Below are 16337 nucleotides of genomic sequence, written 5' to 3'. Positions count from 1 at the left end.
TCTTCTGGATGATGCACTAAAATTATGCTAACTGTTTTAGTTTTCCTGGTTGGAAACCTGAAAAGACCTCAGTTGGTGTTTGGATGACAGGAGCAGCGCTGAAACCAAGCTCTTTAACTTGATCGATGTACTCTGGTTGCTCATCGAGATTGATCTCACGATAAGCGACATTGTTGCTATCCAAGAAACGTTTAGTCATTTTACATTGTACACAGTTATTTTTAGAATAAACGGTTACCATTTTCGTAACTCCTCTTTCAAAATAGATTACTTTCTTAGTATATCAGAAAAAAAAACTTTGTCAAACTTTTTAAACTAAATCTTGTGCCAAAAAGTTACGGTTTTAAAATCAAAACACAAGATATAGTGTTTTCGAAAACATAAATTTTGATTTTCGTTGAACTGTCAAACTTTCTCAAAATAAAAAAACTACATACTGTATATTGGCAATATAAATAGAAGATTTTCAGCAAGTTATCAGAAAGGAAAACGAAGAAAATAGCAAAAATCGTAAGAACAGTAATAAGTATAGCTGAGATAATACTTTAACAAAATAGAAACTGTAATATTTACGAAAAAAGAAATTTTCTACACACGATGTCCCAATATTTGTATTAGAATATATAAAATATAACCAAAATGGAAATGACAGATTATGATGTATTCATAAAAATGGATCATTGGTTAATTTTATATAGGATACTTATGAGTTTCGTATCCTTTCATAAGGAGTATATAAATACAATGTTTGAAAAAGTTCATTTTATGTGATACACTATCTGTGATTATAAGATTAAAAAATGGATATCTGGATACTTTTGTTTGATAGAGAATGTTATCAGATTATAATTAGATTAAATAAATGAAAGAACACAGAATTAGGAGGCGCGTGGTGAAAGAAAATGATGTTATTTTAAAACGGCAATCAACTCAAATATTTTTTAAGAATGGTGATACGGATTTTTTCTTTAATTGGTTGTTAGGAATCGGTGAAATTTTTGGTTTCTCTCATGGAGAGCTTTATTATCTTGCTCAAAGATTGGGGAACTCACCAAAGCCTGATGACTGGAAAAATGTATTTTTATCGCATGTAAACTACCTTGAACAAGAAGCAAGTAATTCAGGGTTGAGTGAACAAACAAAGGCGCAGTATTATCTTGCACAGACCTACTCACTTCGCTCGGCAATCCAATTTACCGATCCATTTTCTGAAGAGTATTTACCGACCGTTCGTCAAATGGAGAAGGTGTTTTCTAGTGCAATTCATTCACTAGGTGCACCGATTGAAAAATTAACTATTACCTATCAGGGTTCTTACTTGCCTGGTTATTATCTTCATAGCGGCGATAATTGCCCAACGCTAATCATGATTGGTGGAGGTGATACTTATCGCGAAGATTTATTTTACTTTGCAGGATATCCTGGATGGATACGAAATTATAATGTTTTAATGGTTGACCTTCCCGGTCAAGGGAGCAATCCTAGTAGAGGGCTGGTCTTTGATGTGGATGCCTCTATTCCAATTTCATTATGCATAGACTGGTTGGAAAATAGAAATCCTAAACTAAATGATTTAGCCATTTATGGTGTCAGCGGAGGGGGATATTTTACCGCACAAGCTGTTGAAAAGGATCCAAGAATTCATGCTTGGATTGCTAGTACCCCTATTTACGACGTTGCAGAACTTTTCAGAAAAGAATTTGGATCAAGTTTGAAAGCACCTAGTTGGTTAATAAATGCCATTTTAAAATTCGCTGGAAATTTGAATGAATCAGCAAATTTGAATCTTAAAAAGTATGCATGGCAGTTTGGTACTTCTGATTTTAAGAGTGCTATTGATGATGTATTTAACCATGCAAAGATTGTGGATTATCAAAAAATTCAATGCCCATGCCTGTTTATCATGGGAAAGGGTGAGGGTGCTGAACTGCAGCATCAAACCAAGGTGATTTATGAATCACTTAAATCTAAAAATCAGCAAACTAAACTTCAAGTATTTGAGGCGGAAAGTGGTGCGGACGCTCATTGCCAAGTCAATAATTTAAGGCTCTCCCATAATGTCGTTTTTGATTGGTTGGATACTTTATTTGAATGGAATCAATCAAAGTTTTAGTTCTACTTATACCACTTAGATATATCTACCTTTTTACTGTTAGGTGCTACAAGCTTATTTTACTTTAAGTAGCAAATTGGATAAATTCTCTACTGTTGATGGTAAGAGTAGGTTTTAGAATCTCAGTATTTGATGAAGCCTTTTCAAATAATAGATTTGCTGAGTTATATCAATTATGACTAAATAGTATTATTTTTTCATTGTTTACTAGGATTATCTTCTGATTGATATTAAGAAAAAATAGCTTTGATAATTGGAATTTTGAGGGTAATATTCTTTTAATAATTAGTGCCTAAATTTCCCATAGTACCTGTACGATAGAAAAAGAAGCAATTTCATTTTCAGTAAAAGTCCATAAAACACTTGAAAAATAATCTAGAAGGTGATATAATACAGTCTTGTAAGGGTTATCACATATAATCCAAAAAAGAAATAACTAAAGGAGAGTCAAACTATGGCTTCTAAAGATTTCCACGTAGTGGCAGAAACAGGTATTCACGCACGTCCAGCAACATTGTTGGTTCAAACAGCTAGCAAATTTGCTTCAGATATCACTCTTGAATACAAAGGTAAATCAGTAAACCTTAAATCTATCATGGGTGTTATGAGTCTTGGTGTTGGCCAAGGTGCTGACGTTACAATTTCAGCTGAAGGTGCAGATGCTGACGACGCAATCGCTGCTATCACTGAAACTATGGAAAAAGAAGGATTGGCATAAGGAAAATGACAGAAATGCTTAAAGGAATCGCAGCATCTGACGGTGTTGCAGTTGCAAAAGCATATCTACTCGTTCAACCGGATTTGTCATTTGAGACTATTACAGTCGAAGATACAAACGCAGAAGAAGCTCGCCTTGATGCCGCTCTAAAAGCATCACAAGACGAGCTTTCTGTTATTCGTGAGAAAGCAGTAGGTACGCTTGGTGAAGAAGCTGCTCAAGTTTTTGACGCTCACTTAATGGTTCTTGCTGACCCAGAAATGATCAGCCAAATCAAGGAGACAATCCGTGCGAAGAAAGTGAATGCAGAAGCAGGTCTGAAAGAAGTGACAGACATGTTTATCACTATCTTTGAAGGCATGGAAGACAACCCATACATGCAAGAACGTGCAGCGGATATCCGCGACGTGACAAAACGTGTATTGGCAAATCTCCTTGGTAAAAAATTGCCGAACCCAGCTTCTATCAATGAAGAAGTGATCGTGATTGCGCATGACTTGACTCCTTCAGATACAGCTCAATTGGACAAAAACTTTGTAAAAGCTTTTGTAACCAACATTGGTGGACGTACAAGCCACTCAGCTATCATGGCGCGTACACTTGAAATTGCGGCAGTATTGGGTACAAACAACATCACTGAAATTGTTAAAGATGGTGATATCCTTGCTGTTAACGGTATCACTGGTGAAGTGATTATCAACCCAACTGATGAGCAAGCGGCAGAATTCAAGGCTGCTGGTGAAGCTTATGCGAAGCAAAAAGCTGAATGGGCACTTTTGAAAGATGCTCAAACAGTGACTGCTGATGGTAAACACTTTGAATTGGCTGCTAATATCGGTACTCCAAAAGACGTTGAAGGTGTCAATGCCAACGGTGCCGAAGCTGTTGGTCTTTACCGTACAGAGTTCTTGTACATGGATTCTCAAGACTTCCCAACAGAAGACGAGCAGTATGAAGCTTACAAGGCTGTACTTGAAGGAATGAACGGTAAACCTGTTGTTGTTCGTACAATGGATATCGGTGGAGATAAGGAACTTCCTTACTTCGATATGCCTCACGAAATGAACCCATTCCTTGGATTCCGTGCCCTTCGTATCTCTATTTCTGAAACTGGAGATGCAATGTTCCGTACACAAATCCGTGCTCTTCTTCGTGCGTCTGTTCACGGTCAATTGCGTATCATGTTCCCAATGGTTGCGCTTTTGAAAGAATTCCGTGCAGCGAAAGCAGTCTTTGACGAAGAAAAAGCAAATCTTCTTGCTGAAGGTGTTGCAGTTGCGGATGATATCCAAGTTGGTATTATGATTGAGATCCCTGCAGCAGCCATGCTTGCAGACCAATTTGCAAAAGAAGTTGACTTCTTCTCAATTGGTACAAACGACTTGATCCAATACACAATGGCAGCAGACCGTATGAACGAACAAGTTTCATACCTTTACCAACCATACAACCCATCAATCCTACGCTTGATCAACAATGTGATCAAGGCAGCTCACGCTGAAGGTAAATGGGCTGGTATGTGTGGTGAGATGGCTGGTGACCAAAAAGCTGTTCCACTTCTTGTCGGAATGGGCTTGGATGAGTTCTCTATGTCAGCAACATCAGTCCTTCGTACACGTAGTTTGATGAAGAAATTGGATACTGCTAAGATGGAAGAGTACGCTAACCGTGCCCTTACAGAATGCTCAACAATGGAAGAAGTTCTTGAACTTCAAAAAGAATACGTTAATTTTGATTAATCGAAAAGTCCTTGCAACTCAGTTGCAGGGATTTTTTGTTTTTTTTAGTTGGGGAAATGAGAGTTAGACTTCATAGTTCGTATCTGAAATAATTATTAAAAAGTAAAAAAATAGTAAAAGTTACTTAACCGGTTCATAAAATCCTTGACAAGGTAGAAATTTTAGAGTAAACTGTTAACCAGTTAAGTAATAGAAAGGAGTTTCTGCAATTTAGAAATGAATTGCAACTAGAAATATCAAAAAGAAAGAGAGTTTCAATGAAAATTAATAAGAAATACCTTGCTTGTTCTGCGGCAGCCCTGATTTTAAGTGTTTGTTCTTACGAGTTGGGACTGTATCAAGCTAGAACGGTCAAGGAAAATAACCGTGTGTCTTATGTTGATGGAAAACAAACAGCGCAAAAAACGGAGGATCTCACTCCTGATGAGGTCAGTAAAAAAGAAGGCATCAATGCCGAACAAATCGTCATCAAGATAACTGACCAGGGATATGTCACTTCACACGGCGATCACTATCATTATTACAATGGTAAGGTTCCTTATGACGCTATCATCAGTGAAGAGTTGCTGATGAAGGATCCAAACTATACACTAAAAGATGAAGATATTGTTAGTGAAATCAAGGGTGGTTATGTTATCAAGGTGGACGGAAAATACTATGTCTACCTTAAGGATGCGGCCCATGCGGATAATGTCCGTACAAAAGAAGAAATTAATCGACAAAAACAAGAGCATAGTCAGCATCGTGAAGGAGGAACTTCAGCAAATGATGGTGCGGTAGCCTTGGCACGTTCACAAGGACGCTACACCACAGATGATGGTTACATCTTTAATGCCTCTGATATCATTGAAGATACAGGTGATGCTTACATTGTTCCTCATGGCGACCATTACCATTATATTCCTAAAAGTGAGTTATCAGCCAGCGAATTGGCTGCCGCAGAAGCCTTCCTATCTGGTAGAAGTGGTCAATCAAACACGCCTACTTATCGCCGTACCAATAACAACAGTGCTAGTTACGATGTAGATAGATGGACCCCATCCTATAATAATCAAGGTAGTGGCTATACGAACACGAATACGGCTAACAACGGTAGCGACGATAGCCAAGCAAGTCAAAGTGATGACATTGATAGTCTCTTGAAAGAACTTTATGCCTTGCCACTCAGCCAACGACATGTGGAATCTGATGGCCTCGTTTTCGACCCAGCACAGATTACAAGTCGAACAGCTAGAGGAGTTGCTGTGCCTCATGGGAATCATTACCATTTCATCCCTTATTCACAGATGTCTGAATTGGAAGAACGAATCGCTCGTATTATTCCTCTTCAGTACAGTTCGGACCATAGGGTGCCAGATTCAAGACCAGAACAACCAAGTCCACAACCGACTCCTCAACCAACTCCAAGCAATCCAATTGATGAAAAATTAGTTAAACAGGTGATTCGAAAAGTAGATGATGGTTATGTATTTGAGGAGAATGGAACATCTCGTTATATTCCTGCCAAGGAATTATCAGCTGAAACTACTGCAGCTATTGATAGTAAACTAGACAAGCAAGAAAGTTTGTCTCATAAGCTCGGAGCTAAGAAAACCAATCTCCCATCTGGTGATCGAGGATTTTACAATAAGGCTTATGATTTACTAGCAAGAATTCATCAGGACTTACTTGATAATAAAGGTCGACAAGTTGATTTTGAGGCTTTGGATAAACTGTTGGAACGTCTCAATGATGTCTCAAGTGATAAAGTCAAGTTAGTGGATGATATTCTTGCCTTCTTAGCACCGATTCGTCATCCAGAACGTTTAGGAAAACCAAATGCGCAACTTGCCTACACTGATGATGAGATTCAAGTAGCCAAGTTGGCGGGCAAGTATACAACAGAAGACGGTTATATCTTTGATCCTCGTGATATCACCAGTGATGAGGGGGATGCCTATGTAACTCCGCATATGACCCACAGTCATTGGATTAAGAAAGATAGTTTGTCTGAAGCTGAAAGAGCAGCAGCCAAGGCTTATGCTAAAGAGAAAGGTTTGACACCTCCTTCAACAGATCACCAAGGTTCAGGAAATACTGAGGCTAAGGGAGCAGAAGCTATCTACAATCGAGTAAAAGCAGCTAAGAAGGTGCCACTTGATCGTATGCCTTACAATCTCCAACATACTGTGGAAGTCAAAAATGGAAGTTTGATTATACCTCATTACGACCATTACCATAACATCAAATTTGAGTGGTTTGACGAAGGTCTTTATGAGGCTCCTAAGGGCTATACTTTAGAGGATCTCTTTGCGACTGTGAAGTACTATGTCGAACATCCAAACGAACGTCCGCATTCAGATAGTGGTTGGGGAAATGCAAGTGACCATGTTCAAAGAAACCAAAATGGTCAAGCTGATAACAATCATACGGAAAAACCATCAGTAGAGAAACCTCGGACAGAAAAACCTGAGGAAGAAAAACCTCGCGAAGAGAAACCTCAGAGTGAGAAACCAGAGTCTCCAAAACCAACTGAGGAGCCAGAAAAAGAATCGCCAGAGGAAACAGAAGAACCTCAGGTTGATACTGAAAAGGTTGAAGAAAAACTGAGAGAGGCTGAAGATTTACTTGGAAAAATCCAAGATCCAATTATCAAGTCTAATGCCAAAGAAACTCTCACGGGATTAAAGAATAACTTGCTATTTGGCGCCCAAGACAACAATACTATTATGGCAGAAGCTGAAAAATTATTGGCTTTGTTAAGGGAGAGTAAGTAGTCGTAGCAACATTTTCTAACTCCTAAAAACAGGATAGGAGAGCTAGAAAAGATAAAATCGAAAAATGAGAGCAGAATGTGAGTTCTAGTTCTCATTTTTTTCATGAAAATGTGCAAAATAACTTGACATATAATGTAAATAAAGATAAACTATTTACTAGTTAATTAAATGGTTAAATACTAGTTAAGGAGTAATGATGAAAAAAAGAACATTTCTATTATTAATGGCAGGTCTGTTGGTTCTTGTCTTAGGAGCATGTAGCCAAAAAGAAAAACAAGAAGCAAAAGGAATGAAGATTGTAACAAGTTTTTACCCAATCTATGCCATGGTCAAAGAGGTATCAGGTGACTTGAATGACGTACGGATGATTCAGTCAAGTAGTGGGATTCACTCCTTTGAACCGTCAGCAAATGACATTGCTGCCATTTATGATGCGGATGTTTTTGTCTACCATTCTCATACGCTCGAATCTTGGGCTGGAAGTCTAGATCCTAACTTGAAAAATTCAAAAGTTAAGGTTTTAGAAGCGTCTGAAGGGATGACCTTGGAGCGTGTACCAGGTTTGGAAGATGTAGAAGCTGGTGACGGTATTGATGAAAAAACACTTTACGACCCGCACACTTGGTTAGATCCTGAAAAAGCAGGCGAAGAAGCACAGATTATTGCGGACAAACTTTCAGAGGTTGATAGTGAGCACAAAGAAACTTACCAAAAAAATGCTCAAGCCTTTATCAAAAAAGCTCAGGAATTGACTAAGAAATTCCAGCCTATTTTTGAAAAAGCGAGTCAAAAGACCTTTGTTACGCAACACACAGCCTTTTCTTACATGGCTAAACGTTTTGGATTGAAACAACTTGGAATTGCTGGTATTTCTCCAGAACAAGAGCCGAGTCCGAGACAGTTGACAGAAATCCAAGAATTTGTAAAAACCTATAAGGTCAAAACCATCTTTACTGAGAGCAATGCTTCCTCTAAAGTTGCTGAAACCTTGATCAAATCAACAGGAGTTAGTCTGAAAACACTGAATCCTTTGGAAGCAGACCCCAAAAATGACAAAACTTACTTAGAAAATCTAGAAGAAAATATAAATGTTCTTGCAGAAGAATTGAAATGAGGAAATTATGAAAATTAAGAAAAAGTATCTTGCGGCGGGATCGGCTTTAGTCCTTTCCCTAAGTCTTTGCATCTATGCGCTGAATCAACACCAGGTAGAAGAAAAAAAAGATACAAATCGTGTATCTTATGTTGATGGTAAACAAGACTCTCAAAAAACAGAGACTCAGACACCAGATCAAGTTAGCAAAAAAGAAGATATTCAGGCAGAACAAATTGTCGTGAAAATTACAGATCAAGGTTATGTGACTTCACACGGTGATCATTTCCATTATTACAATGGGAAAGTTCCTTTTGATGCGATTTTCAGTGAAGAACTTTTGATGAAGGATCCAAACTACCAACTTAAGGATGGAGATATTGTCAATGAAGTCAAGGGAGGGTATATCATCAAGGTAGATGGAAAATATTATGTCTACCTGAAAGATGCAGCTCATGCTGATAATGTTCGAACTAAGGATGAAATCAACCGTCAAAAACAAGAACATGTCAAAGATAATGAGAAGGTCAACTCTAATGTTGCTGTAGCAAGGTCTCAGGGACGCTATACAACAGATGATGGTTATGTCTTTAACGCTTCAGATATCATTAAAGACACAGGTGATGGTTATATAGTACCACATGGTGGTCACTATCATTTCATTCCTAAGAGCGACTTGTCGGCAGGTGAATTAGCAGCTGCAAAAGCATATTTATCAGGGAATACTACAGCTCTCAGTCAACCTTTGTCAGTGACACCGAATAATGGTGTTACCGCAGCAGATGATGGTTATGTCTTTAATCCTAATGACATTGTCAGAGATACAGGTGATGCTTATATAGTAAGACATGGTGACCACTATCATTATATTCCTAAGTCATCTCTAAACAATCCTCCATCACACTCTAACACGGAAGAGGGAGGAAGTTCTTCTAGTTCTGTATTAAGTAATCCGTCACCACATGTCCACCACGAGGAAGAAGATGGTCATGGTTTCGATGCCAATCGAATTATAAGTGAAGATTCAGAAGGTTTTGTCATGACTCATGGCGACCACAATCATTACTTCTTTAAGAAAGATTTGACGGCAGAACAAATCAAGGCGGCACAAGATCATTTGAAAGGTGTAAGAACAGGAACACCAACTCCATCTCATGATGACGATCATGATGAAGATGCACATGGTCATCACCATGACGAACATGGTCATGATTTTGATGCCAATCGAATTATCAGTGAAGATGCGGTAGGCTTTGTCATGTCACATGGCAACCACAATCATTACTTCTTTAAAAAAGATTTGACACCAGAACAAATCAAGGCGGCGCAAGATCATTTGAAAGGTGCAAGCTCAGCAACACCAAGTCCAGCCCATGATGACGATGATGATCATGATGAAGATGCACATGATCATCACCATGAAGACCATGATCATGGTTTTGATGCCAATCGCGTTATCAGTGAGGATGCGGCAGGATTTATCATGAGTCACGGTGACCACAATCATTATTTCTTCAAGAAGGACTTGACAGCTGAACAAATTAAGGCCGCACAAGACCATCTGAAAAGTAAAACGCCATCAGTACCAAGTCCAGCCCGTGATGAACACGATAAAAATAATCATGGCCACAAACATGATGAAGACCATGGTCACGGTTTTGATGCCAATCGTGTCATCAGTGAGGATGAGCAAGGCTTTGTCATGAGTCATGGTGACCACAATCATTACTTCTTTAAGAAAGATTTGACAGCAGAGCAGATTAAGTCGGCCCAAGATCATTTGAAAAACCATCATGATGCAGAGCCTGTAAAACCTCTTGCTAAAACGGTAGAGTCTTTCTCAAGAGATGCTAGCGATGAAGAAAAAATTGCTTATATTTCTAAGACCTATGGAGTTCCACTTGAAGCTATTAGAATTTCAAACGGATTCTTTGTCTTTGGAAATCCAGACCAAGCCTACGATCCAACTCATATCCATCCATATGCTGTTCGTAAAGAACACGTTCGGATTCCTCTTCAAACTGGCAATCCAGAACTTGATTTCCTAAATGAACTCTATACCACTGCTTTGCGAGATGGGGTATCTCCTTATAGCTTGCAGGTAGAAAATGGTAGTTTTGTGATTCCTCATGGCGACCACAATCACTACATCAAGGTTCAAACGAAGGGATATGAAGTGGCTTTGAAAAACAAAATTCCAGCCCTACAATCCAACTATCAACCTGGAGCTTTTGATGAGAAAGCAGTCTTGGCGAAAGTAGATCAACTTCTAGCTGATAGCAGAAGTATCTACAAAGACAAGCCTATTGAACAAAGACAGATTGAGTTAGCTTTAGGTCAGTTTACTGAAAACATGAAGAAACTGGCAACTAACTCTACAGCAGGTTATCTTGCAACACTGGATCTCTTTGATAAGCAATATATCCATATTGATGAAAGTGTTAAACCAGTTGAAACAAGTGCTTTAGATAAGAAATATCAGGCCTTGATTGATAAAATCAATACCTTGGATACAGAGTCTTATGGCCTTCCTAAGAAAGACCTTCTCGTTCGACTCCAAGAAGCTAAATTGGCTAAAGATGAGGCTGCTTTAGTGGCGGTTGAATCACAACTTCAAGCTCTTCAAGACTTTAATGATCGAACAGGTGTTACAACAGTGGAATACATCAAGTATTTCTACGAACACGTAAATGATGGTCGTTTGAGTGATGAACTTCGAAACAAAGTCGCTCAGTTGACTTGGACCTTGTATCAATCTCAATCCTTCCTTAAGGCAGCGGAATTGAACAAATTATTCCCAAGCATCTATCAAACAAAACAAGAAGTAGAAGAAGCTTTGAAAGCTCAGCCAACAACAGCGAAATCAACGAAAACAGTTCTAGATACTGAAAAAGTCGATAACCAAACTGCCAAGACAGCTATTTATGCCTTCTTGAAAGAATTGTACGGAGACTTTATGCCTGAAGAACATGTCAACCATGTTAGCAAGGAAGAAGTAGAAAGTCTTTTGGGCAAGGCAAATCAACTCTTGGAACAAATCCAAGAAGAAGGAATCAGACAATCCTTGGCAGAAGAAGTAGAAAATCTCAAAGCTGCTACAAATAAGGCTGATGCAGACTTGGATGAAGTAAACAGTCAGGTAAAAGATGTCTTGACTCGTATCGCTAGCGCCCTTCAACAAGAGAAAGAAAATGCTGAGCAAGATCCTCAGACACTTGTACTCTATCAAAAACTCTACGATATTCTCATGTCGCTTCATGCTTATTTAGAAAACAATAAGGGTTCTGATGCTGACTTTGATAAGGTGGATGCATTACTAGATCAACTTTCTGCTAAGAGTAAAGATAAAGCTGCTTTACTTGAATTGACAAAAGCTATTCTGGTCTTGAATCAAGAAATCAAGTCAAAATCAAGCGCAAGTGAAAAAGCAACTCCAGCAACAAATGCTGAAGCAAATGGTGAGAACACAAGTTCCAAAACTGAAACATCAGCAGCTGCAGAATCTAACAGTGAAACAGTAAGCGACGAAAACAAACCAAGCAACACAAGTGATTCTAAACATGCTGAATCAACTTCAGAAAAGGAAACAATAGAATCTACAACAAGTGCTGACAATCAAGAAAAACCAGCAGAATAAACAGAAAGGCGAAGTAGCTGAGCTACCTCGTCTTTTTTAGTCTTTATAAGCTACGATACCAATGATGGTATCAACTGCACGTTCCATAGTTTGAAGGCTAACGTACTCAAAACGTCCGTGCATATTTTCTCCACCCGCAAAGATATTTGGAGTTGGGATTCCCATAAAGGAAATCTTAGAGCCGTCTGTTCCTCCACGAATTGGTTCAATAATAGGCGTGATGCCTAAATCTTCCATAATAGCTTTAGCAATGGTAACAGGCGTCATGTCTTTCTCAATGACTTCCTTCATATTGTAGTACTGGTCTGTCAAGTTTAGAGTGACACGGTCGCTACCAAGTTCTTGATTCATCTTATCAGCGATAGACTGCATGGCTGCTTTACGCGCTTCAAAGGCATCTTTTTCAAAATCACGAATGATGTAGCTTGCACGCGCCTCCTCGACACTACCTGTCACATCCATAAGATGATAGAAACCTTGGTAACCATCTGTCAGCTCTGGCCGGTCATTCTCAGGAAGTTGATTATGAAAATCGATCGCCATCTGAAGGGCATTGACCATCTGTCCTTTGGCAGTACCAGGGTGGACATTACGTCCTTGGAAATGAAGCTCAGCACCAGCTGCTGAAAAAGTCTCGTACTGCAGTTCTCCTAGCGGACCACCATCAACAGTATAGGCAAAGTCCACATCAAAATCTTCTGCGTCAAATTTATTGGCACCAACACCGATTTCTTCATCTGGACCAAAACCAACTCGAATTTCACAATGCTTGATTTCAGGATGAGCAGTCAAGTATTCGATAGCGGTCATAATCTCAGCAATTCCAGATTTGTCATCAGCGCCCAGCAAGGTCGTTCCGTCAGTTGTGATAAGCGTTTGGCCTAGATATTTTTCAAGACTCTTGAAGTCAGCAGGATCGAGTCTGAAACCAGAAGTACCTAAGTCGATGACTCCGCCATCATAGTCTTCGATAACTTGCGGTTTTACGCCTTCAGCATTAAAATCAGCAGTATCCATGTGAGAGATGAAACCAATCTTACGGGTCAAACTTGGATCATTGGCAGGCAGTGTTCCGATAGCAAAACCATTTGGTAAGTAGTAAACATTTTGCAATCCAACACGTTTCATTTCAGGGATAAGAACATTGGTTGCGAAGTCAACCTGACTCTGCGTACTTGGAGTAGTAGTAGAGTGTTCATCAGAGCGCGTGTTGACCTTAACGTAGGTTAAGAAACGGTCCAAGAGATTTGGATAAGTCATAAAAAACTCCTTTTGAATTCATTTTTTCCATTGTATCATAGAAAGAAGAGAAAAACAAAAGCCAGAAGTTAGGGGAATATACAATGTTAGCGTTTACTAATCAACGAATTAATGGTAAAATAAACTTGATAAAAATATCACAAGGAAGCGATTATGAAAAAAGCAATTTTAATGATGACTTTCGGTTCGCCAGAAAGAGATTACTTTTGAAGGTGTGGCTGTTTTTTCACAAATATTCGTTGTGGAGTGAGACCTCGAAACCACGAAATTCAAACTCTCTACGATAATTATGTACGAATTGGTGGCACGCCTCCGCAAAAAATTACCCGTCAAGAGGTTGCATTGGTAGAAGCTAGGCTGGGGAATGAGTATAGTGTTTATTTTGCTAATAAGTTTTCCAAACCCTTTATTCCAGATGTGATTGGTCAGATGGAAGTAGACGGAATCGAGCAGTGTATTTGCTTGATTTTGGAGCCCCATTATTCTTTCTACTCTGTCATGGGTTATGAGAAATTTTTAGAAAGCAAGCAAATTCAGTTTTTGGTCATTAAGGACTGGTATCAGGAAGAAGCGCTCTTAAACTATTGGGCAGATGAAATTGCTAAGATTTTAAAAGAAGAAGTGAAGCAGGATAGTTTTAAAGTCATCTTTTCAGCCCACAGTGTACCCATTTTTGCCTTGGATTTTGGTGACCCATATATCGACCAAATTTTTGAAAATAGCAAGTTAGTTGCTGCAAAACTGAGTTTGAGTTCCGAGCAATATACCAACACTTGGCAGAGTGAGAGTGATATCGGGATTCCATGGATTAAGACAGATGTATTAGAATATCTCAGAGAACAGACAGAGCATCCAGACCATTATATTTTTGTACCTATTAGTTTTATCAGTGAGCACATTGAAGTCTTGTTTGATAATGTGTGGAATGTTATGAGCTATGTCAGGAATTGGGGGTGCATTACCATCGTCCACCTAAACCCAATACGGATAGTCGTTTAATTGACGCCTTAGTTGCTACTGTAAGAGCCAATGAAGACAAAGGATTTAAAGCTTTTCTTCCAGAAGAAGAAACTTTTGATGAGTTAGCGCTTTCAGCAACTACCAAGGACATCATGAAAGAGACAGACGACCTTCAGATGCCAGAATTTGTGAAAAAGCTCATTGAGAAAAAAGGCCGTGAAAATGTGAAGATGCCATACTTGATTAAGAAAATGCTGGAAAAGGCTGGTAAGTTACCAAAAGAGTAAAGAAAAAAGGATTTAGCTTTAAGCTAGATCCTTTATTTGTCTTATTTTTTTTCAAGAAGAGCTTTGATTTCTTGAAGAACTTCAAGTTCAGTTGGAGCAGCAGGTGCTTCCTCAACCACTTCCTCTTTCTTACGAAGGTTTTGCGCTTTTTCCATAGCTTTAATAACGAAGAAAAGCACAGTACCTACAACGAGAAAGTTGATAATAGCACTCAAGAATTTACCATATGTAACACCATTCCATGCAAGCTCAGCGATGTTTTGTACTTTCGCAGCTTCCAAGGCTGGATTCAAGATAAGTGGAGTGATGATATCGTTAACGAGTGAAGTTACGATAGCACCAAATGCAGAGGCGATGATTACACCGACAGCAAGGTCAACAACATTACCGCGAAGCAAGAATTCTTTAAGATCCTTTAACATTTTCATAAATTCCTTTCCTAATTTTCTGACTTATTATATCCTAAAACCGAACGAATTGCAAGATTAATGTTTTAGAGATGAATTGCCCTTTTTAAAAATGTAAATTTTACTGAGAATATAGTTTAAAATAATGATCAATATCTGAGCCAAGATAGTCTCAATAGTATTAACCCTATCTATATTTTGTTCAACAAACTGACCAATAATATTAGGATAAGATGTAACGAAGATATATGTTAAAAGAACGTCCAGTCCAAGAGTAGACAGACGAGCTAAGAAAAATTTAGCCAGACGGATTGCCCAATTCTTTCTCTCTTGTTTAAAGACAAAAGTATCATTAGTGATAAAGGCAAAAAGAATACCGATAATATTAGCGACTGCGGTTGCTAGGATTTCCTGACGGTTGATATGGTAGATAGCTAAACGTGATAAAATAGATACTAAAGTAGTAGTACCACCAAAAAATAAGTAGGAGAGAAGCTCGTTATCAAAAAAAGCTTTTATTTGATTTTTCATGATTTTAGTATAGCATAAAGTCATATAATGTGCTATACTAGTAAGGTTGGTTCACTCAACCCTTGGTGCTTAGCTTCTTTCACCAAGCATATTTTACGCGGGAAACCGCCAAAGGAGAAAATATGAAAAATTTAACTGTTCGTGACATGGCAGATATTGCTATTGTTGCTGCTATTTATGTGGTTTTGACTATTACACCACCAATCAATGTTCTTAGTTTTGGGGCGTATCAGTTCCGTATTTCAGAAATGTTGAATTTCTTGGCATTTTACAACCCTAAATACATCATTGGTGTGACAATTGGATGTATGATTGCTAATTTATTTAGTAGTTTTGGCCTAATAGATGTCTTTGTCGGCGGGGGATCTACTCTAGTTTTCCTTAGTCTAGGTGTTTGGCTCTTTAGCAAGTACAAGAAAGACTATCTGTTTAATGGTTTTATTCGAAAAGATCATTTCTTCTTTTCAATCCTCTTCTCCATTTCAATGATTACCATTGCAGCTGAACTTCATATCTTGACAGAAGCTCCATTCTTCTTTACTTGGTTTTCTACAGGGATTGGAGAGTTTGCATCGCTTATCGTTGGTGCAATCCTAATCGGAAAACTGGGACAGCGAATCGACCTTACAAAATAAGAAATTTATAAGCTAGATACTTGCCAAGTCTAGCTTTTTTCATTATAGAAAATTAAAAGAGAGCGCTTGACAAGAGCATAGAACTATAGTATACTTTTCAGGTAAGCTGATTTAGCTCAGTTGGCAGAGCGCATCCATGGTAAGGATGAGGTCGCCGGTTCAATCCCGGCAATTAGCATTAAATAGACAGAAAAACCCTTG

11 protein-coding genes, 1 tRNA gene, 1 pseudogene and 1 riboswitch are annotated in these 16337 nt (G+C 38.6%); of the genes and pseudogenes, 9 read left to right on the top strand and 4 right to left on the bottom strand.

All coding sequences use genetic code 11. The features are described 5' to 3' along the window. Positions 1-22: 22 nt before the first annotated feature. Positions 23-241 (bottom strand): glutaredoxin-like protein NrdH, encoded by a 219-nt coding sequence (gene nrdH, locus AC4ME5_RS01590; protein ID WP_000259240.1) that lies wholly within the window; start codon positions 239-241, stop codon positions 23-25. Between the two features lie 651 nt (positions 242-892). Between nrdH and AC4ME5_RS01585 the strand changes: the two genes are divergently transcribed. The 6 genes from AC4ME5_RS01585 (at position 893) to AC4ME5_RS01560 (ending at position 12056) form a co-directional block, all read left to right on the top strand. Continuing rightward, positions 893-2113: an alpha/beta hydrolase family protein gene (locus AC4ME5_RS01585; RefSeq protein ID WP_007521825.1), complete on the top strand. Its 1221-nt coding sequence runs from the start codon at positions 893-895 to the stop codon at positions 2111-2113. 454 nt (positions 2114-2567) lie between these two features. After that, complete coding sequence (locus AC4ME5_RS01580; protein WP_000146948.1) at positions 2568-2831, top strand: phosphocarrier protein HPr; 264 nt, start codon at positions 2568-2570, stop codon at positions 2829-2831. A 5-nt stretch (positions 2832-2836) separates the two neighbouring features. Beyond that, positions 2837-4570 (top strand): phosphoenolpyruvate--protein phosphotransferase, encoded by a 1734-nt coding sequence (gene ptsP, locus AC4ME5_RS01575; RefSeq protein ID WP_045617060.1) that lies wholly within the window; start codon positions 2837-2839, stop codon positions 4568-4570. Positions 4571-4827: 257 nt separating this feature from the next. After that, positions 4828-7326, top strand: a complete 2499-nt coding sequence (locus AC4ME5_RS01570) for a pneumococcal-type histidine triad protein (RefSeq protein WP_491799523.1) — start codon at positions 4828-4830, stop codon at positions 7324-7326. A gap of 196 nt (positions 7327-7522) precedes the next feature. Continuing rightward, complete coding sequence (locus AC4ME5_RS01565) at positions 7523-8440, top strand: metal ABC transporter substrate-binding protein (RefSeq protein ID WP_096422293.1); 918 nt, start codon at positions 7523-7525, stop codon at positions 8438-8440. A 7-nt stretch (positions 8441-8447) separates the two neighbouring features. Next, positions 8448-12056, top strand: coding sequence for a pneumococcal-type histidine triad protein (locus AC4ME5_RS01560; protein WP_491799521.1), 3609 nt, complete (start codon positions 8448-8450; stop codon positions 12054-12056). Between the two features lie 36 nt (positions 12057-12092). Here AC4ME5_RS01560 and pepT read toward each other — a convergent pair whose 3' ends face one another. After that, positions 12093-13316: a peptidase T gene (gene pepT / locus AC4ME5_RS01555; protein ID WP_096422289.1), complete on the bottom strand. Its 1224-nt coding sequence runs from the start codon at positions 13314-13316 to the stop codon at positions 12093-12095. A 153-nt stretch (positions 13317-13469) separates the two neighbouring features. Between pepT and hemH the strand changes: the two are divergent. Next, positions 13470-14563, top strand: a pseudogene (gene hemH, locus AC4ME5_RS01550) (ferrochelatase). A gap of 41 nt (positions 14564-14604) precedes the next feature. Here hemH and mscL read toward each other — a convergent pair. Both mscL and AC4ME5_RS01540 read right to left on the bottom strand, forming a co-directional pair. Continuing rightward, entirely contained in the window at positions 14605-14985 is a 381-nt protein-coding gene (mscL, locus tag AC4ME5_RS01545) for a large conductance mechanosensitive channel protein MscL (protein WP_033584199.1), read from the bottom strand. A gap of 63 nt (positions 14986-15048) precedes the next feature. Continuing rightward, complete coding sequence (locus AC4ME5_RS01540; RefSeq protein ID WP_096422994.1) at positions 15049-15501, bottom strand: GtrA family protein; 453 nt, start codon at positions 15499-15501, stop codon at positions 15049-15051. 28 nt (positions 15502-15529) lie between these two features. After that, a riboswitch (PreQ1 riboswitch) is annotated at positions 15530-15626 on the top strand. Here AC4ME5_RS01540 and AC4ME5_RS01535 point away from each other — a divergent pair. Then, positions 15624-16136, top strand: coding sequence for a QueT transporter family protein (locus AC4ME5_RS01535; protein ID WP_491799519.1), 513 nt, complete (start codon positions 15624-15626; stop codon positions 16134-16136). It overlaps the preceding riboswitch by 3 nt. Positions 16137-16241: 105 nt before the next feature. Continuing rightward, positions 16242-16314 (top strand) — tRNA-Thr (locus tag AC4ME5_RS01530). The last annotated feature ends 23 nt before the right edge of the window (positions 16315-16337 follow it).

Source organism: Streptococcus sp. A69 (assembly GCF_058556195.1).
This window is presented reverse-complemented; position numbering and strand designations above follow the sequence as displayed.

Bases quoted from the DNA above. Each gene is read 5' to 3' on its own strand.
- AC4ME5_RS01580 (WP_000146948.1), top strand. From the start codon at position 2,568: ATGGCTTCTAAAGATTTCCACGTAGTGGCAGAAACAGGTATTCACGCA.
- mscL (WP_033584199.1), bottom strand. From the start codon at position 14,985: ATGTTAAAGGATCTTAAAGAATTCTTGCTTCGCGGTAATGTTGTTGAC.
- AC4ME5_RS01560 (WP_491799521.1), top strand. From the start codon at position 8,448: ATGAAAATTAAGAAAAAGTATCTTGCGGCGGGATCGGCTTTAGTCCTT.
- AC4ME5_RS01570 (WP_491799523.1), top strand. From the start codon at position 4,828: ATGAAAATTAATAAGAAATACCTTGCTTGTTCTGCGGCAGCCCTGATT.
- ptsP (WP_045617060.1), top strand. From the start codon at position 2,837: ATGACAGAAATGCTTAAAGGAATCGCAGCATCTGACGGTGTTGCAGTT.
- AC4ME5_RS01565 (WP_096422293.1), top strand. From the start codon at position 7,523: ATGAAAAAAAGAACATTTCTATTATTAATGGCAGGTCTGTTGGTTCTT.
- pepT (WP_096422289.1), bottom strand. From the start codon at position 13,316: ATGACTTATCCAAATCTCTTGGACCGTTTCTTAACCTACGTTAAGGTC.
- AC4ME5_RS01540 (WP_096422994.1), bottom strand. From the start codon at position 15,501: ATGAAAAATCAAATAAAAGCTTTTTTTGATAACGAGCTTCTCTCCTAC.
- nrdH (WP_000259240.1), bottom strand. From the start codon at position 241: ATGGTAACCGTTTATTCTAAAAATAACTGTGTACAATGTAAAATGACT.
- AC4ME5_RS01535 (WP_491799519.1), top strand. From the start codon at position 15,624: ATGAAAAATTTAACTGTTCGTGACATGGCAGATATTGCTATTGTTGCT.